The sequence below is a fragment of the Streptococcus mitis SK1080 genome (assembly GCF_000220085.1).
Classification (GTDB): domain Bacteria; phylum Bacillota; class Bacilli; order Lactobacillales; family Streptococcaceae; genus Streptococcus; species Streptococcus mitis_K.
Genome location: NZ_AFQV01000006.1, coordinates 178,826 through 199,102, shown reverse-complemented (window position 1 = coordinate 199,102; position 20,277 = coordinate 178,826). Strand labels below are relative to the sequence as shown.

Annotated in this window: 20 protein-coding genes; 3 read left to right on the top strand and 17 right to left on the bottom strand. The window is 36.4% G+C overall.

Annotated elements, in window-relative coordinates; all coding sequences use genetic code 11:
• Positions 1-129 precede the first annotated feature (129 nt).
• The gene (locus tag HMPREF9957_RS0102165; protein ID WP_000969509.1) at positions 130-222 is read left to right on the top strand and encodes a type I toxin-antitoxin system Fst family toxin; all 93 of its coding nucleotides are present in this window, start codon (positions 130-132) and stop codon (positions 220-222) included.
• A gap of 339 nt (positions 223-561) precedes the next feature.
• A complete protein-coding gene (locus tag HMPREF9957_RS0102160) occupies positions 562-654 on the top strand; it encodes a type I toxin-antitoxin system Fst family toxin (RefSeq protein WP_000970382.1) in 93 nt (30 codons plus the stop codon).
• Between the two features lie 837 nt (positions 655-1,491).
• Here HMPREF9957_RS0102160 and HMPREF9957_RS04395 read toward each other — a convergent pair.
• The 17 genes from HMPREF9957_RS04395 to HMPREF9957_RS04315 all read right to left on the bottom strand — a co-directional run bounded on the left by HMPREF9957_RS04395 (position 1,492) and on the right by HMPREF9957_RS04315 (position 18,981).
• A complete protein-coding gene (locus HMPREF9957_RS04395) occupies positions 1,492-1,908 on the bottom strand; it encodes a GNAT family N-acetyltransferase (protein WP_000628383.1) in 417 nt (138 codons plus the stop codon).
• An 11-nt stretch (positions 1,909-1,919) separates the two neighbouring features.
• Positions 1,920-2,615 (bottom strand): GNAT family N-acetyltransferase, encoded by a 696-nt coding sequence (locus tag HMPREF9957_RS04390; protein WP_001144902.1) that lies wholly within the window; start codon positions 2,613-2,615, stop codon positions 1,920-1,922.
• Between the two features lie 94 nt (positions 2,616-2,709).
• Positions 2,710-3,129, bottom strand: a complete 420-nt coding sequence (locus HMPREF9957_RS04385) for a DUF3021 domain-containing protein (RefSeq protein ID WP_000825504.1) — start codon at positions 3,127-3,129, stop codon at positions 2,710-2,712.
• Positions 3,130-3,138: 9 nt separating this feature from the next.
• Complete coding sequence (locus HMPREF9957_RS04380; RefSeq protein ID WP_000701943.1) at positions 3,139-3,594, bottom strand: LytTR family DNA-binding domain-containing protein; 456 nt, start codon at positions 3,592-3,594, stop codon at positions 3,139-3,141.
• A gap of 18 nt (positions 3,595-3,612) precedes the next feature.
• The gene (locus HMPREF9957_RS04375) at positions 3,613-4,455 is read right to left on the bottom strand and encodes an ABC transporter permease (RefSeq protein ID WP_000880492.1); all 843 of its coding nucleotides are present in this window, start codon (positions 4,453-4,455) and stop codon (positions 3,613-3,615) included.
• Positions 4,455-5,321, bottom strand: coding sequence for an ABC transporter ATP-binding protein (locus HMPREF9957_RS04370; RefSeq protein WP_000602885.1), 867 nt, complete (start codon positions 5,319-5,321; stop codon positions 4,455-4,457). Before HMPREF9957_RS04370 ends, HMPREF9957_RS04375 begins: the two co-directional genes overlap by 1 nt.
• A gap of 593 nt (positions 5,322-5,914) precedes the next feature.
• Positions 5,915-7,147: an acyl-CoA thioesterase/bile acid-CoA:amino acid N-acyltransferase family protein gene (locus tag HMPREF9957_RS04365; protein ID WP_000217707.1), complete on the bottom strand. Its 1,233-nt coding sequence runs from the start codon at positions 7,145-7,147 to the stop codon at positions 5,915-5,917.
• A gap of 56 nt (positions 7,148-7,203) precedes the next feature.
• Positions 7,204-7,524, bottom strand: coding sequence for a MarR family winged helix-turn-helix transcriptional regulator (locus tag HMPREF9957_RS04360; RefSeq protein WP_255263220.1), 321 nt, complete (start codon positions 7,522-7,524; stop codon positions 7,204-7,206).
• A gap of 311 nt (positions 7,525-7,835) precedes the next feature.
• The gene (gene leuS, locus HMPREF9957_RS04355; protein WP_000011788.1) at positions 7,836-10,337 is read right to left on the bottom strand and encodes a leucine--tRNA ligase; all 2,502 of its coding nucleotides are present in this window, start codon (positions 10,335-10,337) and stop codon (positions 7,836-7,838) included.
• A gap of 350 nt (positions 10,338-10,687) precedes the next feature.
• Positions 10,688-11,776: a glycerol dehydrogenase gene (locus tag HMPREF9957_RS04350; protein WP_001217822.1), complete on the bottom strand. Its 1,089-nt coding sequence runs from the start codon at positions 11,774-11,776 to the stop codon at positions 10,688-10,690.
• A 17-nt stretch (positions 11,777-11,793) separates the two neighbouring features.
• Positions 11,794-12,462, bottom strand: a complete 669-nt coding sequence (locus tag HMPREF9957_RS04345; RefSeq protein WP_000395422.1) for a fructose-6-phosphate aldolase — start codon at positions 12,460-12,462, stop codon at positions 11,794-11,796.
• 18 nt (positions 12,463-12,480) lie between these two features.
• Complete coding sequence (locus HMPREF9957_RS04340) at positions 12,481-14,919, bottom strand: glycyl radical protein (protein WP_000248298.1); 2,439 nt, start codon at positions 14,917-14,919, stop codon at positions 12,481-12,483.
• A gap of 150 nt (positions 14,920-15,069) precedes the next feature.
• Positions 15,070-16,368: a PTS sugar transporter subunit IIC gene (locus HMPREF9957_RS04335; protein WP_001096825.1), complete on the bottom strand. Its 1,299-nt coding sequence runs from the start codon at positions 16,366-16,368 to the stop codon at positions 15,070-15,072.
• Positions 16,369-16,384: 16 nt separating this feature from the next.
• A complete protein-coding gene (locus tag HMPREF9957_RS04330) occupies positions 16,385-16,693 on the bottom strand; it encodes a PTS sugar transporter subunit IIB (RefSeq protein WP_000238718.1) in 309 nt (102 codons plus the stop codon).
• Positions 16,694-16,726: 33 nt separating this feature from the next.
• The gene (locus HMPREF9957_RS04325) at positions 16,727-17,047 is read right to left on the bottom strand and encodes a PTS lactose/cellobiose transporter subunit IIA (RefSeq protein WP_000425250.1); all 321 of its coding nucleotides are present in this window, start codon (positions 17,045-17,047) and stop codon (positions 16,727-16,729) included.
• Between the two features lie 194 nt (positions 17,048-17,241).
• The gene (locus HMPREF9957_RS04320; RefSeq protein WP_001070836.1) at positions 17,242-18,222 is read right to left on the bottom strand and encodes a sugar-binding transcriptional regulator; all 981 of its coding nucleotides are present in this window, start codon (positions 18,220-18,222) and stop codon (positions 17,242-17,244) included.
• Between the two features lie 12 nt (positions 18,223-18,234).
• Positions 18,235-18,981 (bottom strand): DeoR/GlpR family DNA-binding transcription regulator, encoded by a 747-nt coding sequence (locus HMPREF9957_RS04315; protein ID WP_000824973.1) that lies wholly within the window; start codon positions 18,979-18,981, stop codon positions 18,235-18,237.
• A gap of 121 nt (positions 18,982-19,102) precedes the next feature.
• Here HMPREF9957_RS04315 and HMPREF9957_RS04310 point away from each other — a divergent pair, with 121 nt between their 5' ends.
• Positions 19,103-19,879, top strand: a complete 777-nt coding sequence (locus HMPREF9957_RS04310) for a glycyl-radical enzyme activating protein (RefSeq protein ID WP_000406168.1) — start codon at positions 19,103-19,105, stop codon at positions 19,877-19,879.
• Positions 19,880-20,277 lie beyond the last annotated feature (398 nt).

Sequence of the window (20,277 nt, the reverse complement as noted above, 5' to 3'; positions counted from 1 at the left end):
CTATTATATCAAAAAACAAAGCCACAAACAAAAAAGCCACCTGATTGGGTGACTCCTGAGTTTAGCACTTATGTGGTATAATATTATACGGCACTTCTACACCGCCTGCGAAAGGAGGTGAGATAGCCCATGATGGATACAATACTTAAAACTATCATCGGACCAATTGTGGTCGGTGTCGTCCTTCGATTAGTCGATAAATGGCTAAACAAGGACAAATAGTGTCAAAAAGACCCCAAGCTTATTTGGTCGTGAGCTTGGGGTCTTTTCTAGCCTATGATATAGACACAATACTTAATTCCTTTTTATTATCCCATAGTTCACAAAATTTGTCAAAGGTTTGTATCTTCATCAATTCAGTTTCTCCAACTTTAGAATCTGTCCAATAAAGTTTATAAGATTAAGTAAAAGTTATCGGAAAATGATGTTTAAAATAGTCCCCAAAAGCCTGAAATAGAGCCAAAAACTCCATCTTATTGGATGACTCCCGACTTTAGCACTTATGTGGTATAATATTATACGGCACTTCCACACCGCCTACGAAAGGAGGTGAGATAGCCCATGATGGAATTAGTACTCAAAACTATCATCGGACCAATTGTGGTCGGTGTCGTTCTTCGATTAGTCGATAAATGGCTAAACAAGGACAAATAGTGTCAAAAAAGACCTCAAGCTTATTTGGTCGTGAGCTTGGGGTCTTTTCTAGCCTATGATATAGAACTAGTACTCAATTCCTTTTTATTATCCCATAGTTCACACATTTTGTCAATGTTTTACATCATCTTTAACCGCCGTACAACAAGACTTTCAAGTTTAAGAGAAAGTTAGGGATTCTATCAATTTCATAGAAATTTTGATTTAGTAAACGAAGAGACAATCTTACATGTCACTTCTCATTTAATACGCCACTACTGGACAAGCAAAATCATTATTACAGTAGTTTCAGTCCTTCAATTAACAGTCACTTACAATCAAATTGAGTTTGAAGTAACTGAAGCGACAACAGACCTATTTCTTAGTCATATTCGCTAAAAAATCCCCGCCAAAATCTCAAAAAGTCCCCGCCAATTCCCCGACCAAAATCCGAAAAATACCGAAAAATATCGAAAAATGATTTTTAAAATAGTTCCCAAAAGCCTGAAATAGAGCCAAAAAACTCCACCTGATTGGGTGGAGTTAAGGGAGATTATTATGAAAAAGAAAAGTTTAGGATTTTATTAAATAAAGTTAGGAGGTCTTTATTTAATAACTATATGATACATGACGAAGCTTAAAACTAGCTTAACTTTTCGCAGATTCTACCACTTTTCAAAAAAATTTCTATTACCATCACCTCACCCCACAAAAAAGTCACCTGATTGGGTGACTTTATTAGGAGATTATGATGAAAAAAGTTTTAGGATTTCATTAAATAAAGTTAGGAGGTCTTTATTTAATGACTATATGATACTAGACCATCCTTAAACTTTGCTTAAGAAAAAACAAGTTTTGTTATTTTTCTCGATTCGTCCAAGTCATCCCTATACAATTATAGGTGGATAAGATTTCAAAGCCCATAAAACGATAAAATCCCAAGTTTTTTTCTGTCTCTTCTGTCACCAGCTGGACTTGATAGGTATCTTTGTAATCCTCTAAAGCCTCTTTCATTAGGGCACTACCAATTCCTTGGCGCTGATAGCTAGGTAAAACGATTAAATCCTGAACCAATACTGATGAGAATCCATCTCCAACCAAACGAATCAAGCCCACCACAGCATCGCCATCAAGCGCCAGATAAATTACTAATGAATGAGACAAGGCCTGCTCCAGCATCTGAGGTTGATTTGTATAATTTGTCCAACCGGCAGCCTGATAGAGATGCAAAACATCCTCTAGCTTGACAATTTCTTGCTTTTTAATAGTAATCATCTCAACACCTCTTAAAGCTCTCTCAAGCTCTTGTACTGCTGTCCATTTTTATCAAAGTTTTCAGGAGTCAGCCATGCTTCCAATCGAGCTTTGACTTGAAGCCAGTCCTTATCAATCATAGACAACCAATCTGTATCCCTCGTACGCCCCTTATAAACCACTGCCTGACGGAAGGTTCCTTCATAGGCAAATCCCAAACGCTCTGCAGCTCGTCTGGATGGCAGGTTAAGAGCATCGCATTTCCACTCATAGCGACGATAGTTAAGCTCCTCAAAGACATAGCAAGCCAAGAGATACTGGGCTTCTGTCCCTATCCGTGTCCCCCTGAGTTTTGGAGAAAAAGTGACAGCTCCCACTTCTATTACTCGGTTATTCTGGTCAATACGCATGAGAGAAAAAGTTCCTAAAGCCTTACTAGTTGCCTTGTCTATGATTGCATAGTAAAAACGGTCCTTACGAGCCAACATCTGATTTAAAAGGCTGACCAGTTCCTCCATGTCTGCTACTGGCTCCTGAAAGAGGTAGGTCCACATCTCCCGAGGCGTATCCGGACCATAAACAGCTAATAAATCCTCCGCGTGCTTTTCTACCGAGAGAGCCTCTATTCGAGCATAACGCCCTTCTAAGAAATCAATAGAAGGCAGTGCACCGGGCGTATAACCTTCCATTGACTCACCAATCATCTGACCATATTCGTTTACTGGCATTTTTCTTCTCCTTGTTTTACGCTGAAAATACTATATCACAAATTGTTCTCTTTGGAAACTGGCACTGTCTTCAAACTTCATCCTCAACACTATATTAGTGACCCGTTTTCTGTCTTTTATCCTCTAAGGCTTGATTAATTCGTTGGGTGAGTTTGTGAGTTTGCCAGATTTGATACAACCATATCAATCCATAAATTAACAAGAAAAAGAACCAAAGCAAGGGACTCCACAAGGCTGAACCCCAACCAAAAAATAGAGAGGTCAATACTAAAATAGTAGCTGTCACTAATAAATGAACTCCTACACGTATACTAAAAGCAAGAAACTCTAGCTTTTCAAGTATTAAAGTCAATACCCCCATAATTCCACCCATTAAAAACAGAGCTAGAATATTTTTTATCATTGGTTCAGGATAGGTAATACCTGGATAAAACTGAGTCAACACCATCATACTCAAATAAAAGAAGGAAGCCGTACGCATTCCCGATACAAAATAATCAATTAATCGTTTCATGATTTTCTCCTATAAACCTAGATAATTCATTAAGGACTTAACGTATTTCCGACTCACACTAGATTTGATGCCCCGAGTCATTTTAGCCATCATGTTCCCTGAAAAGCTATCCGATAATGACTCTAAATGGTCAATGTTTATAATTGAATGGCGTGATATCTGTATAAAGTTACGCCGATTAATCCGATTCTGAAAGTTTATCAATGTTTCCTTAGTTTTATAAATCCCATCTACCGTATAAATGGTTAACAAGTTCTTATCGATATCTGCTAGAATAAGATCCTCAATCTTCACCATGACCAGATGATCATCCGTTCGAATAGGAATGACCACCTGATTGGTCGTTGAAAATTGTTCTAAATACTCCATGACTTCCCTTGCTTGGTCGGTTAACTGAGCTGCCTGAATTACAATATGTGGGTCCTTTTCTGAAAACTCTGTCTTCATTTCAAAACGAATCTTCATTTTCTCTCCAATGTACTTTTATTTTCTCTTGCTAAATACTTTAACAAATAAAAGCCAAAGAAGAATAGCGACGAGACTGATAATAACCACTATAAAGTATGTCTCTTCCTTTGTCAATAGTTCTTGCCAGTTGATTTGGATTCCCATTTTTTCTTGAAATTCCTGTAACAATCTGCTATTTCCTGTAAATGTGATTTCTAATTGCTCTTTCATTAAAATTTGTCGGTAGAGAGAAGCAATATAAGTTGCAGGGGTACACTTCATGATAATCTGTGCAAAATCAGGTAAAACTCCAATAGGGACATAAGTTCCTACTAAAAATCCAGAAGCAGTTCCCACTATAGTTGCCAGTTTGCCAAGGCTATCTACAGATTGAAAACGATAAATCAAGAGAATATTTATCAAACTTGAAAGCAGACTACTTAACAACATAATCAAAGCAATTTCCGGTAAATGACTGATAACTGGACTTTCTTTAAAATAAAGCCCCATAACAGCAAACATAAACACCTGCATGACAAAAGAGATGGCAATACTACTGATTAGATAGGACACCTGTAAACCCCAGCTACCTAAATCTGTCAAGAAGAGATCTTGATCCACTTGATTTTCACGATCCTGTACCATTTGTGTAAGAGCCGTAAAACTGGTTGTAATCCCAGTCACAGCCAAGGTCCCACCCATCAGCCAGTTATTTAAAAGATTCGTATTATCAGGGAGTTGGGACCAAGCATCCGTCAAGTTCTTCTGCAAAAAAATGATATAAAGGAGGAAGGAAATCAATGCCCCCAATAATGAGAAAAATACTCCTGAACGATTACGAAAATATAAGATAAAATTCCGTTTCAATAAAGCTAACATTAGCGAACCTCTCTTCCTGTAAGTGCAATAAAGGCATCATCCATGGTACCTGGACGAAACTCAAAAGAATCAATTTCTTCTCGAACTTTTGCCAAATATTCAATGGCTTCTAGTGACGTTCTTGGATAAAAAAGATATTCCAACTCATTTTCTTCCTTTACTGTCATTCCAGTCTGTAGCAACTTTTCTAAATCCTTCATTTCTTTAAAACGAATTTTTAGAATATTAGATGCATACTGACTTTTAATAGCCGTCGCAGAACCTTGCGCAATCACTTTCCCATGATCAACAATATAAATCTGATCCGCATCATCCGCTTCATCCAGATAATGAGTCGTTAAGATAATAGTCAGCCCTTCATCTTTTTGTAGTCGAGACAGTAAATCCCAAATGGCTTTGCGAGTCTGAATATCTAGACCTGTCGTTGGTTCATCTAAGAAAAGAATATCTGGCTGTGAAAGAAGAGCACGCGCAATATCAACCCTACGTTTTTGCCCACCTGACAAAGTCCCATATAGTTGCTTCTGGAAAGCAGTCAAACCCAGTTGATGGATCAAATCATCCACACGACTTGCTGCAATCTCCTTATACTGTTGAGCACGAATCGTAATATTTTCCCTAACTGTCAACATCTCATCCAGTACACTAGCTTGAAAAACAACTCCTATTTTCGTATTTGGCGCATATCGAACCTGACCTTTTGTCGGCTTTTTCAACCCGATTAACATGGAAATGGTGGTTGATTTTCCTGCACCATTGGGACCCAAAATAGCATTAAAACTCCCTTTTTCAAACTCTAACTGAATATCGTCAACAGCCGTGTAATTGCCGTACCGTTTTGTTAAATGCTTAGCTTGTAAAATCATATTTAGTTCCTCCTATTTACCTCACTAGTTTAACAAAAAGAATGAAAGAAAAATCGACTTTTGAGATAAGTGGTTAAAATGAGATGTTAAGTGGTGAGATGATTAGGGTTAAGTTAAAGTAGAGAAGACTACAGCCATTTTTCTCCTACCGAATTGCTAAATGAAGCTTAAAAACACTTACAAGAACACATTATATTTTTAAATATGCGCTATAAAAGAGATGTTTTACCGCATCTGGCCGAAAAATTCAAGAATCGGTAGTATTATTCTCGCCAAATCAAACAATAAAAAATTAACTAGAAATCATGACACACAATCTCTTATAGCCAAATTTTTGACACCAAGTTGATTTATTAGGAAATAATAGATGAAAAGAATTTTCAATACAAGCAAAAAACAGCTCTTTTTATCCGAGAAGAGCTGTTCTATTTTATAAAAGAGAAAGTCACTAGTAACTCTTGTACTTCTCTCTACGTTTTTACTGTTTGAGTTCAAATTTCTCTTGTTTGAACAATTGCTTTTGTAGACTGGACTACCAACTAGAACTGTGTTTTTATCTTAGTTGAGACTATTATAGTACGGTTCAGCACTATCTACAAATTTTTCAGATGTGTATCAAAAAAATTTATCGTAGCAAACCAAGAGTCTACACTTTCTTTCATTAATAAGCGCCAATCTTTTCGATAACGATGATTCGGTTGATAAGCAACCGTCAACATATGCCCTGTTTCATGGTATTTTTTAAACAAAATAGATTCCCCTTTATAATGTGAAATAATACCATCTATCGCAGATGACGCATTCCATATTTCATCAACATCGCTTCCTAGTAATAATAAAGGAGAGGAAATTTTACTCACATCAATCTGGGCCCTACTATCTTCAGGAATATGTTTTCCAAAAAACTTGTTTAACAAATAATTTCCTAACTGAAATTTTTGATACGGAAGTTCTTTTTGCAAATATGTCCAAGAAGATGAATGAGAGTTGAGTTTTCCCTTTATTCCCTCAAATATTACATTTGAGGGAGAATTGAGTACCAAACATTGCACATCTTCCAAAATACTTTGTCCAGCCAGAACAAGCTCTGCTCCTTTAGAGCGACCATATATTCCTATTTTTGTATTATCAACTTGAGGATGATGATATAGAAAATCTTTCGCCTCCTCCAGACATTCTATTGGAATTCGTTCTAAATTTTGGGGTAATCCCTCTAAACCAAAATAAGCTATTGCAAGACAAATATAGCCTCTAGAAGATAAAAGTTGGGCAATATTCTGAGCTTTTTCAATTCTTCCCTCACTACCGCTAACAATAATCACGGCTGGCGCCCTTCTTAACTTTTCATCATAAAATAATCGACCTTGAAAATGCTTGTCATAGATATCTTGATATCTTACTCCCAGATTCATATAACGCCTTACGAAACTTTGCTCCGCGATCACATCTTTCCCCATCTTGATTTTAATTTCAACACCAAAACAATCTCGCAATGGAATTCTATCAAGAGAACTCGGTAATCTCCTTTTCCTATTCTTCAACGGTTTCGCATTAAAGAATAATCCCATTTCTGAAACCCCTTTATAAGATCCTGAAATAGATGTTGTCTGAGAGGTATCAATCATACCGTCCTGATCAGATAAAAAAATTGCGGTTGATTTCCATATAACATCATGATCTAAAAGCAAAGGAGCATTTATACAGTAATAATCAGACAGGTACATTTCTACACAATACATTGTCCTCGATTCTAAACCATTGATAGCAATATAAAAATATTCATCCGCTAAATTCGTTTGTGAAATCAGTTCTATGTTTACAGTCATACTTTCTCCTTTTTGTTAATTTACTTAACAATTATATTTAAAATTTACCGCGACTTTTACCACGGTAATTCTCCCCACACCTTTTCAATGTCATCCATCAATTTCACAACTGTTTGAAGTTCCCCCTCGCTATAGTTGTTTAAAACTGAAAAGATTGATTTTTCAATATATGCTTGTTGCTCCTTATGGATTTTAAAAACTTCGATGCCTTTTTCAGATAATCTCAAATATTTATTTTTCCCATTATTCGGATCAAAATCAAAAATAACTAAATTTTTTTGAATCAATCTTCTAACACTTTGAGTTATTGCACTTCTCGAAACTTCTAATAGTTCAGATAATTTTACTAGATTTAAGGGCTGATTTTTCCCAATCACAACAATCAAATGTACCTCATTCAACGTAATGGATTTGTCAACACCACTTTTATGTTGATTTTTTTTAACTTTTCAAACGCTAAAATAAACCTATTGAAACGATTATTAAATGCAATAAATTCTTTTTTATCCATAATCTCTCTTTCTTTTGTTAACCATGTTAACAAAATAGAAACTTCCTGTCAAATAAAAAATCCTCCAGATTCTACTCTGAAGGATTCCTATCTTATTTCACAACAATATTAACCAATTTAGTTGGCTTCAATAGTCCAGTGGACTATTGAAGGTGGCAGATAGAGCTAATAAACTCGTTATTTAACGACGATATTAACGAGTTTGTTAGGTACACTAATTACTTTCACGATGTCCTTACCGTCAATTTCTGCCTTGACTTTTTCATCAGCTAGAGCAATTTCTTGCAATTCTTCGCGTGATAGGTCTTTAGCGACCATGAGTTTGGCACGGACTTTACCTTTGATTTGGACGACGATTTCGATTTCGTCTTCAACCAATTTGCTTTCGTCCCATGTTGGCCAAGCCACGTAAGAGATTGACTCACCTGTTGCTGCAACTATTTGCCAGAGCTCTTCTGCCAAGTGAGGTGCAAATGGGGCAATCAATTGGATAAAGCCTTTGGCGTAGTCCACATAGAGCTTGTCTTCCTTGTTAGCAGCATTGACAAAGACCATAAGTTGAGCAATAGCTGTGTTGAATTTCAATGATTCGATTTGTTCTGTGACAGCTTTAACGGTTTCGTTATAAACCTTGTCGAGAGCACCATTGTTTTCCGCAACAATTTCCTTACTTGTAATCAAACGGTAAACACGGTCAAGGAACTTACGGCTTCCTTCCAGACCTTCTTCTGACCAAGCAATCGAAGCATCAAGTGGTCCCATAAACATTTCATAAACACGAAGGGTGTCGGCACCGTATTGTTCCACCACATCGTCTGGGTTAACAACGTTCTTAAGCGATTTAGACATCTTAGCTGGTGCTTGCTCCAACTCTTCTCCTGTTTCCACATGGAAGAAAGAACCGTCACGTTTTTCAACCTTGTCAGTCGCCACAAGAGCCCCACGGTGGTCACGGTAGCTTGTTCCCAAAATCATTCCTTGGTTAAAGAGTTTTTGGAATGGCTCTTTTGTTGGAACAACACCGAGGTCATAGAGGAATTTGTGCCAGAAACGAGCGTAAAGCAAGTGAAGAACGGCATGCTCTGCACCACCCACATAGATATCTACTGGCAACCATTGTTTGAGAAGATCCTCATCAGCCAATTTCTCAGTATTGTGTGGGTCAATATAGCGGAGGTAGTACCAGCTTGAACCTGCCCATTGTGGCATGGTGTTGGTTTCACGACGACCTTTGACACCATCTGCACGAGTCACTTCAAGCCAATCTGTCAAGTTAGCCAATGGACTTTCCCCTGTACCTGAAGGGCGGATATCCTTGGTTACAGGCAAAACAAGTGGCAATTCACTTTCAGGAACAGCTGTTGAAGTTCCATCTTCCCAATGAATGATTGGAATTGGCTCACCCCAGTAACGTTGACGGCTAAAGAGCCAGTCGCGGAGACGGTAGGTAACCTTCTCTTGTCCACAGCCTTTTTCTTCCAACCAAGCCACAATCTTGGCAATAGCGTCTTCTTTGTTGAGTCCATCTAGGAAGTCTGAATTGACATGAAGACCATCCTCTGTGTAGGCAGCTTCTGCTACATTTCCACCTTCAAGTACTTCTACGATTGGAAGGTCAAATTGTTTGGCAAATTCCCAGTCACGTTGGTCATGGGCAGGTACAGCCATAACGGCACCTGTTCCATAACTAGCAAGAACGTAATCCGCAATCCAGATTGGAATTTCCTTGCCATTGACAGGGTTGATGGCATAAGCACCAGTCCAAACACCAGTTTTTTCTTTGGCAAGGTCTGTACGAGCCAAGTCAGACTTAAGGCTAGCTTGGTGTTTGTAGTCTGCTACTGCCTCTGCTTGCTCTGTGCTTGTGATGGCATCTACTAGTTCATGCTCAGGAGCCAAAACAGTGAAAGTCGCACCGAAAAGGGTATCAGGACGAGTGGTAAAGACGGTGAATTCCTTGTCGGTTCCCTTAACTTTAAAAGTTACATTGGCACCAGTTGATTTCCCAATCCAGTTGCGTTGCATGTCCTTGATAGACTCTGGCCAATCAAGTTCATCTAAGTCATTGAGCAAGCGCTCTGCGTAGGCCGTAATTTTGAGCATCCATTGGCGCATTGGCTTGCGGACAACTGGATAGCCTCCACGCTCAGAAGTTCCGTCAGGAAGAACCTCTTCGTTGGCGATGGCTGTTCCCAATTCCTCAACCCAGTTTACTGGCACTTCCGCTTCATAGGCCAAGCCTTTTTCGTAAAGCTTGGTGAAGATCCACTGAGTCCATTTGTAGTAGTTTGGATCTGTTGTATTGACTTCACGATCCCAGTCATAAGAAAATCCAAGCGCATTGATTTGGCGTTTGAAGTTGGCAATGTTCTCAGCTGTAAATTCTGCTGGGTCATTACCAGTATCCATAGCGTATTGCTCTGCAGGCAAACCAAAAGCATCCCAACCCATTGGGTGAAGGACATTGTAGCCTTGCACACGTTTGTAACGGCTGAGGATATCCGTTGCTGTGTAACCTTCTGGGTGTCCTACGTGCAGACCTGCTCCAGATGGATAAGGGAACATATCAAGCGCATAAAACTTAGGTTTTGACGCATCTGTTCCAGTCTTAAATGTATGATGTTCTGCCCAGTAGCCCTGCCACTTAGGCTCAATTTCTTTATGATTGTAAAAACTCATGGTCTCTCTCCAATTTTGTGATGTTACTATTATACCATTTTTGAGGGAATTTGAAATGTGTTAAAAGAAAAAACTGTATACTGTATCTCATTAATTTTGATGACTATGGATTGCTCTATCACTCACTTTTTTATCTTATTGTTATGCGGGAAATCAAAGAGCACAACAAGAAGCTTATCTCTTATAACACAAAATACTAATTTTAGACCGAAGATACGACTGGAATGCTAATTAATGTATTTATAATAAATAGCCGACAACCTATGTCGCTTTTTGATTTATGAAGAACGTCGGATTCAATACGAGGATCAATAAAAGACTACCATTTGGAAAACAGTAGTCCTTATTGTTTATTTTGAATTTACATAGGCGTCTACAGCGATGATAGCTTGAGCAACATCTGAAGGCGAAATCTTAAACGGCATCTGATGGATTGTCTCACCCTCCATAGTTGCTTGTTTACCAACTTTTATTAAATCATCATATCCAACTTGATCTAAATGCATTTCTTTTAGAGTTGTTGGCATACCAATTTTTTTGTAAAACTCAATATACTTATCAAGTTCTTCTTTAGGTCTATTTTCTAATAAAAGTTGTACCAAAGTTCCATAAGCTACTTTTTCACCATGTGTTAAATGATGAATGTCACCTGTCAATGCAGTAAAACCATTATGAATCGCATGCGCCGCAGCTAATCCTCCACTTTCAAAACCTAGGCCACTCAATAAAGTATTAGCTTCAACAATATTTTCTAATGCTGGTGTCACCACTTTAGCTTCACAAGCTGCCATAGCCTGTAAACCATCTGCAAACAACGTTTCTTCACATTTCTTCGCAATTGCAACTCCAGCCAACGTTTGCTGTTGTCCCAACATAGTTTTTCCATTTGCCTGCATAACCGCACGCGCCTCAACCCAAGTTGCTAAACCATCTGCAATACCAGACGCTAATAAACGCTTAGGGGCTTGTGAAATAACTTTTGTATCAACCAAAACTAAATCTGGATTTTTAGAATAAAATAGATAATGATCAAATGCACCTTCATCTGTATAAATAACAGATAAAGCAGATGCAGGTGCGTCGGTCGATGCAATTGTTGGAGCAATAATAACAGGCTTTTCAATCAAATCTGCAATAGCTCTTGCGCTATCAATCGTCTTTCCCCCACCAAGACCGATAATACTATCACAATTTTCTTTCTCAGCCAAGGCAACAACTCGATTGATTTCATTGTCAGAAGCTTCACCATTAAATAGCGCCAGAACAATATGGAAACCATATCTATGTAGGTAATCTTCAAATCGTTTTCCAACAATATCATAAACCAACTGATCGCATAATAGAATCGGACGATTCCCCAAATCCAATATTGATTTGGCATTTTCGAACAAGGCATTTTCCCCTTGAATATATCTCGAAGGGCTAGCAAAAATTCTCATATGTATTTCCTCTCTATCTAAATGGAACGACCATTTTGAATAACAAACCAATCGTCAGAAAAATCATCAACCGCCTTTTGGATAGATGGCATGGCGAAAGCTGATTCAAAAACATCTGCTCCTGCTGTAACAGCATGCGCACCTGCAGCTAAAGCATTATTTACTTGTGCTACATTTTTAAAGGATGCAGCTAAAATCTTACTAGGAGAGTTCTGTCTATCAATAGCAAGAGCTAATTGACGAATGACAGAATTCGAATCAATGTTCAGATTTTCCATTCTATTATAATATGGAGCTAGGTAATCCGCTCCTGCTTCGATAGCTAATAATCCCTGAATAACTGTATAAATAGCTGTTGCAGTGATATGGTAGCCCTCTTTTTTTAGCACCTTTATTGCACGTAATCCAGCAGGAGTAACAGGTACTTTGATAAATATATCATCTCCTGCTTGTCTACGAATTTCATGAGCATCCTTTAAGATGCCTTCAAAATCTTGAGAAATCACCTGAACATGAATAGAGGGCGCAGAGCCAATCAATTCTCTCACATCTTTGATTCGTTCAAAAAAATTAATAGAACCCTCTCTTTTTGCAATAGTGGGATTTGAAGTTACCCCAGCTAGCGGTAAAATTTCAGACCATTTTTTAATCTCATCTAAATTTAATGTGTCAAGCATAAATTCCATAAAAAGAACCTCTTTATTTTACAATGTATGCTCAGTACGTCCTATAATATCATCTTGGGTTGCCTTAGAAAGAACATTGAAGAATGCAGAGTATCCTGCAACACGAACAATTAAATCTCTGTGTTTTTCAGGATGTTTCTGAGCGTCAATCAACGTCTCTCTGGAAACAACATTGTATTGAATATGGTACCCATGTAAACGATTAAAGAATGTTCGTAACAAAGCAATTAGTTTTAATTTATCTTCTTCTTTGGCTAACGTTTGAGGATTTACTTTCTGATTTAAGAGAACCCCACCTACGATTTCATCTGTTGGTAATTTTGAAACAGATTTTAAAACAGATGTAGGACCGTGTTGATCCATATTATGTGATGGTGAACAACCCTCTGCTAACGGTGTACCCGCGTTGCGTCCATCTGGAGTTGCTAATGTTCCACGTCCCTGTCCTACGTTGGCTGAGATAGAAGAGGTTCCTGAATAACGAATTCCTCCAATAGGGCCTCTTCCATAACGTGTATTAGGATATTTAGCAATTTCATCAACATAAATGTCATAAGCAGCAGTAACCAATTTGTCAGCATAATCATCATCATTACCGTACTTAGGTGCATCATGAATCAACATTTCTTGAATGACCTTACCTTCTTCTCCGGCATAATCTGTTTCCAGTGCATGCCAAAGCTGACTTGGGCTTATACGTTCTTCCTCAAATACCAATTTTTTAATTGCAGCTAATGAATCCGACAAATTTGCAATTCCAACTTGCAAACCTGATATATAATCATATACTGCTCCACCTTCTTTAAGGTGTTTTCCACGACCAATACAATCATCAGTCAATGCTGAACATAGAATATCAGGAACTTCTCGTTCCAATGATAAATCAATAGAATTTTCAACAATAACACTCATTCGTGTCAAATATCTTAGTGTTTTATCCCAAGCATTTTCTAATTCAGAAAAGTTCTTCATATCCTTAAAATGACCAAAGCTTGGTGCAAACCGTTTACCCGAAGCCGGATCAATTCCATCATTCATCGTGATAAGTAGAACCTTAGGGAAGTTCATATAACTCATACCTGTGCAACGATAGCCCCATTTCCCTGGAACTGCCGTTTCAACACATCCAATGGCACTGTAATCATAAGCATCATCTTCCAATACTCCTTTTGCAATAAAAGAAGGAATAATAATCTCATCATTATTAAATGCAGGCATACCAAAACCAAGTTTCATCACTTCAATACACTCATTCATGAAACGAGCATCTAAACCTGCATGGTAACGTACAGTTAGATTAGGTTGCGGTAGATGGGTTTGTGCAACTGATTTTAATACCAAATAAGATAATGGGTTAACAGCATCCTTCTTATCTCGAGTCTGTCCACCAATTGTAACATTTTGATATAAAGGACTTCCTGCTGAAGAAAATGTATGTGCTTGACTGCGAACCTTATTAATTGTAATTGTCTTAATCCAAAGATTTGTCAGACGTTCAACAATGCTATCTTCTGTTTCTTTACCACTTTCTAAATCAGCCTTCATATATGGATACATATATTGATCAAAACGACCATATGAAAGAGAGTGGCCATTAGATTCAATTTGTAAAATACATTGAATAAACCAAACTGATTGAATAGCTTCTGCAAAAGTAGTTGCCGGTTCATATGGGACTCGAGAGCAAATATCTGCAATCTCAAGTAATTCTTTCTTACGTTTAGGATTTGCATTTTCGGCTAAACTTTTAGCAAGATCAACAAAGCGATTTGCATATACTTTAATAGCATCGATTACGATAAATATAGAGTCGTAAAAATGATATTTATCAATACTTGCTGGATCTGTTAAATCTAGCGCTGCTTTCGCTTTACGAGCCCGCTCTTCAAAACCTCTTAAACCAAATTGCAACAGTTTCTGATAGTTAACTGCTAAGTGAGCATCTCCAGAATTCATCTTACCTTCCATACCGAAGAATCCTGTTTCCATATAAACAGACACTTCTTCAGGTAACAAGGCACCAGCTCTAGCACGTAAATTATTATTTTCCCAAAACGGAGCAATACTTCTAAGTTGTTCTTTTGTTTCTTCTGTAATATAGAAAACATCTCCATCACGCTTTTCAAAAAGATCCAACTCATTGAGAACAAATTCTAGCGTATATTCTGGAAAAATAGGAGCATCTTTATTGGAAGAAGCTTGATTTCCCGCAATCATAGATTCTTCTTCGATATAGATAGTCATATTTTCCAAAATTTCTTTGAGCATATAGGCGCGTTTTAGGACATTAGGTTGTTCCTTATATCGATCATAAGCGCGTGTTGCTAGAACTGCTCTCTCAGCATCAATATAAGGTTTTTTATTTAAAACATCTTCTCGATATTTGTTCATCCTTTCAGTAAGGCTTCCAAAATATTCTGTCTTGATTGTTGTTCTTGCTACTTCTGTATTTACCATCGTAAGCACCTTTCTTTCGAAAATATTTTTGTTTCTTTCGAAAATATAATACCTAATTTTTTAGAGAATTTCAAGCTTTTAACTAGAAAAACTTTAACTCCCTAATTTTTAGCACAAATGTGTGAGTTTAACAGTAACACACAAATGCCTCTAAGATTGTTTGATTTCATTTTGGTAAGCTAAACGATCTTGTATCTTAAAGAATGGAAAATAAACCACTGTAGACATCGCCAATACTAATAACTGAGTCACAACACCTTGCCATCCACCCACCAAAAATCCTGATAGAATAGCTGGTGTACTCCAAGGCAATGTTACCCCTGAGAATGGCTGCATGAAACCTGTTGCAATAGCTCCATATACTATCACAGCTGCAAGTACAGGAACAAGAATGAAAGGTACAAACATAACTGGATTCATGACAATCGGAAATCCAAATACAACTGGCTCATTTACGTTAAATATTGCTGGAAAAGCTGCAACTTTTCCTAACGCTTGGTATTGTTTTGATTTTGCTGCAAAAAGCATGGCAACTACAAGACCAAACGTAATCCCTGAACCTGATAGAATTAAAAATGAATCTAAAAATTGTTGAGTAACAATATGTGCACCATTTTCTAATGATAGATTACCAGAGGCTAACATAGCTTTATTAGCATCAAGATTAGATAAAAGCAGAGCTGTCACTACTCCATTTACTACCGATTGTCCATGGACACCAAACCACCATAAAAATGATATAAAGAATGCAATTCCAATCGCACCATACAAAGATCCAGTTAAACCTTGCAATGGAACTTGAATAACAGAATAAATCATTTCAATAAATGTTCCGCCATTAGTCAATGACTTCGCTAAAATATATACAATCATAGAAGATAAGAAAATTACAAATGCTGGAATCATTGCTTCAAACTGTTTGGCAATAGCTTGTGGAACTTGTTCTGGCATCTTAATAACAATTTTTCTCTTTATAAAGAAGGTATAAATACTTCCTACTACCAAACCTATAATGATAGCACCGATAATTCCTTGACCTCCAAACCAAACTTTACTAATAGCGTCCCCAATCGCCTCACCTTGTTTAGGGATATAAGATGATCTTAGCAAAATAAAGAAGGCAGATACAGAAAGAACCCCAGCTGGCAATGCCTCTACTCCGCTATTCTTAGCATAAGAATAGGCAATTGAAAAACAAGAAATTAGACCCATAATCGCAAAAGTTCCTGAATAGACTTGCATAAACGGCTCTGTCCAGTCTGCCCCAAATACACTAGCAATATTTTGATTCAATCCTTCAAAGGGTAATTGCCCCATAATTAAGAACAAACTCCCAACTACTGTTAATGGTAAAATAGCCAACATACCATCTTTTAGAGCTATAATACCACGCATATTCACAAATTTCATCATTGGTGCAATGATTTTCTGAACATCCATCTTTGCCATAATAAAACTCCTTTTCTTACCCACTAATCAAAGATAGGGCCAAATCTAATACTTTTTTCCCATCTAACATACCATAGTCCATCATCGGAATAACAGCTATCGGAACATCACACTTATCACAAATTTCTTTTGATTTATCTAATGTATAAGCAACTTGAGGCCCCAATAGTGCAACATCTAGATTTGGGGCATAATCCGCTAATTTAGACTGAGAAAACGCCTCTATTTCTGCATCAACTCCACTAGATTGCGCTGCAATTTTCATATTATTTACAAGCATACCAGTAGAAAAGCCTGCTGCACAAAACAAACCAATCTTCACCATTATATTTTCCTCCTCTATGTTAATACTCTAGTATTATTTTTTATGAAGTTCTTTTCTCAAACTAATAATTTCTTTGATTAAATTAATCTCCGTCATACTAGTCATGAGATGATCTTGTGAATGAACAAAGAGAGCTGTTATTTCTGTCTTTGTACCAGACGCTTCCTGTGCCAAGAATTTTGTTTGTAGATTATGGGCTTCTAATAAGGCTGCATCAGCTAACTGGATTTCTTCTTCACATCGTTCACATGTACCGTTTTTTATATAATCTAACGCTTTATAAATATGTTGTTTCGCATCGCCAGCATATAAAATTAAACCCATGATAATTTGATCTGGAACAATCATTTCCATAAATTCCTCCTCATTTCACTATGTAAAAAGCTTTTTTCATTTGAAATTTTAAAATTTTCTTTTGTAACTATAGAATACAACTACATAATAAACTTGTCAATCTAAAAACAACAAATAAACTATTTTTATTTATATAAGCACAAATGTGCAATCGACTAAAAAGAAAAACGATAAACTGAATCAGTCTATCATTTTCACTCACATAGAATCTCTCTAAAAGTCAGATCCCCATCTTCTTCCAAAACTTTTAAAATTGTATTTTTATCTGTAATCAAATGATTTACTAGATTAGCACGCAATACAGAAAGAATCGCAGATACTTTCGTATCACCGTAAGCAACAGCTAAACTTTGAGGAATATTTTTTAAATCTTCTAAAGAGATTGCTATCGTTCTTTCCTGTAAATTCTCATAAACTTCTTTACCTTTTGAATCAAAGAATCGACAACAAATTTCCCCTACAGTTTTAACTTTTGTCAATTCTTTAAAGTCATCCTCTGTAAGCATGTCTAACCATTGATGTTTTCCTTTATTACTAAAATCACCAATCCCAACCACAGCTATATCTAAATCTTTCCAACTATTTTTCAAATCTTCAAAATATCTTGATTGCAAAATGCCATCTGCTAACAATTTATTTTCTTGCACAATTGTTGCATTCATAAATGTACACTCTCCATGAAATTTTCGAGACATTTCATAAATCAGTGTATTCACATGGTATTTAGCGTGTATGTGACTAGGACCTCCTGCTAGAGGATGGAAGTGAACATTTCGGACACTTTTACTGTGGATTAAATCTACTAAATTACTTAAACTTTTCCCCCAAGAAAAGCCAATTTTCATATTATCATCAATTAAATTTCTAAGGACACCTGCTGCAACTTGAGAAATTCTTTCAGATAAAATTGTTGGATTATCATCAAATTCATTGGGAATAATCTCTAAACTTTCCAGACCATATTTTTCTTTTACATAATTTTCCAACTTAAACATATTGGTATCAAAATTCTCTATTTCAATTTTAACAATTCCTGCATTCCTTGCTTCTGTTAACATTCTACTAATAGAGGTTCTATAAATTCCTAATTTTGCTGCTATTTGTGACTGATTTAAGTTTTCAATATAATACAGATAAGCAATTTTAGAGAGCAGTTTATTCCTATCTTGATTCATACACTTAACCTCTTACGAAACTACCTTAACCATTATCCCAGCATTTTCTAATGTAGCTATATTTTGTTTAGAAAGTTTTTCATCTGTTATTACTTCATAGACTTGACTTAAAGCAAATCTTCTTACTGTACCCCTTTTATCAAATTTACTTGAGTCAGTTAGCACAATGACTTTATCCGACGCTGCTGAAATATATTGAACTACCTCACTGCGCATTAAATCTTTTCCTGTAAAGCCCATCTCTTTATCGTAGCCATCTGTCCCAACAAAAGCTTGACGCACATGAAAAGTCTGTATCATTTCTTTTAATAAAGGTCCTACGGTAACCTGTGAATCTTTCTGAAACTCTCCACCAAGAACAATAACACGACATGAATCATAACCTCTTACAAAATTTGCTATAAAAAATGAATTTGTTACAATAGTGACATTTCTTTTTTGCTTGCAAATTTCCTCAGCAAGTAAAGCACAGGTTGAACCAGATTCTATCATTATTGTTTCATTATCTGATACCAATTTTACTGCTTCTTGAACAATTTTTCTCTTAATTTCATAATTAATTGACAAGCGTACATTTAAGTCATCTCCACTATTTAACACAGCATATCCATGCTCTCTGTGTAATAAGCCTTTTGACTCTAATTTATCTAAATCTTTTCTAATCGTTACTTTCGATACATTTAATTTTTCCGATAATGTATTAACATCAATCTTTTCATATTCTGATACTAATTTAATAATTTGTTCCAATCTTTTCATTTTACACCTCCGTTTTATTCTACCAAAATAAAAAGCAAAAAACAACAAATTAAACTTTCGTTCGTAATTGTTTTTCTTTCGTTTTTGTGATAGGATAGAATTATAAAGAGGAGGAACTCTTATGGAAATATCTAAAGGAATTATTTTTAATATTCAACACTTTTCAATTCATGACGGTCCGGGTATTCGTACAACTGTTTTTTTAAAAGGATGTCCTCTGCGCTGTCCATGGTGTTCTAATCCTGAATCTCAAAGAATGAAACCTGAAAAAATGAAAGATGCTCAACGAGAAAAATTCACTTTAGTAGGTGAAGAAAAAACTGTAGAAGAAATTATTACAGAGGTATTAAAAGATAAAGAATTTTACGAAGAATCCGGTGGAGGTTTAACTTTATCAGGGGGTGAAATATTTGCTCAGTTTGAATTTGCTAAAGCCATCTTAAAGTCAGCTAAAGAACATCACATACACACTGCCATTGAAACTACTGCCTTTGTTGATCATGAAAAATTTATTGATTTAATCCAATATGTAGATTTTATCTACACCGACTTAAAACATTATAATTCTATAAAACATAAAAAAGTTACCGGGGTTTTTAATCAAATGATTATTAAAAACATTCATTATGCTTTTTCTCAAAAGAAAACTATCGTTTTAAGAATCCCAGTTATTCCTGATTTTAATAATAGTTTAGAGGATGCAGAAGAATTCGCTACTCTATTTAACTCATTAAATATCGACCAAGTTCAACTACTACCTTTTCATCAATTTGGTGAAAACAAATATCGTTTATTAAATCGGAAATATGAAATGGATGGAGTTGGCGCACTTCATCCTGAAGATCTCATTGATTATCAAAAGGTATTTCTGAACCATCATATTAATTGCTATTTCTAATCTAATACTCTTCGAAAATCAAATTCAAACCACGTCAGCTTCACCTTGCCGTACTCAAGTACAGCCTGCGGCTAGCTTCCTAGTTTGCTCTTTGATTTTCATTGAGTATAAGCATCTAAACATTCCTATTCTTCCTATAAAATCTATAATTTGTATGGGACGGTTTCAAAGCATTTTCGTTTTACATTAGAATAAACTAGAAAGCCGGACAAAAACTCAATTTCAGGAGAATATGAAGTAAATTTTCCCACAACAAAATGCATAATATCACGTATTGAAGAATCTTGATATTATGCGTTTTTTCTGATTATGTGACTATTAGTCCGTCTCGCTCCGTTAGGTGCAAGACAAAAAAAACACCCGCTATGCGGGTGCGCGTCGAAGGTTATACCAAAAAA

What these genes read in the sequence shown, in the direction of transcription:
- HMPREF9957_RS0102165 (WP_000969509.1), top strand. Translation starts at nt 130, where the DNA reads ATGATGGATACAATACTTAAAACTATCATCGGACCAATTGTGGTCGGT.
- HMPREF9957_RS0102160 (WP_000970382.1), top strand. Translation starts at nt 562, where the DNA reads ATGATGGAATTAGTACTCAAAACTATCATCGGACCAATTGTGGTCGGT.
- HMPREF9957_RS04395 (WP_000628383.1), bottom strand. Translation starts at nt 1,908, where the DNA reads ATGATTACTATTAAAAAGCAAGAAATTGTCAAGCTAGAGGATGTTTTG.
- HMPREF9957_RS04390 (WP_001144902.1), bottom strand. Translation starts at nt 2,615, where the DNA reads ATGCCAGTAAACGAATATGGTCAGATGATTGGTGAGTCAATGGAAGGT.
- HMPREF9957_RS04385 (WP_000825504.1), bottom strand. Translation starts at nt 3,129, where the DNA reads ATGAAACGATTAATTGATTATTTTGTATCGGGAATGCGTACGGCTTCC.
- HMPREF9957_RS04380 (WP_000701943.1), bottom strand. Translation starts at nt 3,594, where the DNA reads ATGAAGATTCGTTTTGAAATGAAGACAGAGTTTTCAGAAAAGGACCCA.
- HMPREF9957_RS04375 (WP_000880492.1), bottom strand. Translation starts at nt 4,455, where the DNA reads ATGTTAGCTTTATTGAAACGGAATTTTATCTTATATTTTCGTAATCGT.
- HMPREF9957_RS04370 (WP_000602885.1), bottom strand. Translation starts at nt 5,321, where the DNA reads ATGATTTTACAAGCTAAGCATTTAACAAAACGGTACGGCAATTACACG.
- HMPREF9957_RS04365 (WP_000217707.1), bottom strand. Translation starts at nt 7,147, where the DNA reads ATGACTGTAAACATAGAACTGATTTCACAAACGAATTTAGCGGATGAA.
- leuS (WP_000011788.1), bottom strand. Translation starts at nt 10,337, where the DNA reads ATGAGTTTTTACAATCATAAAGAAATTGAGCCTAAGTGGCAGGGCTAC.
- HMPREF9957_RS04350 (WP_001217822.1), bottom strand. Translation starts at nt 11,776, where the DNA reads ATGAGAATTTTTGCTAGCCCTTCGAGATATATTCAAGGGGAAAATGCC.
- HMPREF9957_RS04345 (WP_000395422.1), bottom strand. Translation starts at nt 12,462, where the DNA reads ATGGAATTTATGCTTGACACATTAAATTTAGATGAGATTAAAAAATGG.
- HMPREF9957_RS04340 (WP_000248298.1), bottom strand. Translation starts at nt 14,919, where the DNA reads ATGGTAAATACAGAAGTAGCAAGAACAACAATCAAGACAGAATATTTT.
- HMPREF9957_RS04335 (WP_001096825.1), bottom strand. Translation starts at nt 16,368, where the DNA reads ATGGCAAAGATGGATGTTCAGAAAATCATTGCACCAATGATGAAATTT.
- HMPREF9957_RS04330 (WP_000238718.1), bottom strand. Translation starts at nt 16,693, where the DNA reads ATGGTGAAGATTGGTTTGTTTTGTGCAGCAGGCTTTTCTACTGGTATG.
- HMPREF9957_RS04325 (WP_000425250.1), bottom strand. Translation starts at nt 17,047, where the DNA reads ATGGAAATGATTGTTCCAGATCAAATTATCATGGGTTTAATTTTATAT.
- HMPREF9957_RS04320 (WP_001070836.1), bottom strand. Translation starts at nt 18,222, where the DNA reads ATGAATCAAGATAGGAATAAACTGCTCTCTAAAATTGCTTATCTGTAT.
- HMPREF9957_RS04315 (WP_000824973.1), bottom strand. Translation starts at nt 18,981, where the DNA reads ATGAAAAGATTGGAACAAATTATTAAATTAGTATCAGAATATGAAAAG.
- HMPREF9957_RS04310 (WP_000406168.1), top strand. Translation starts at nt 19,103, where the DNA reads ATGGAAATATCTAAAGGAATTATTTTTAATATTCAACACTTTTCAATT.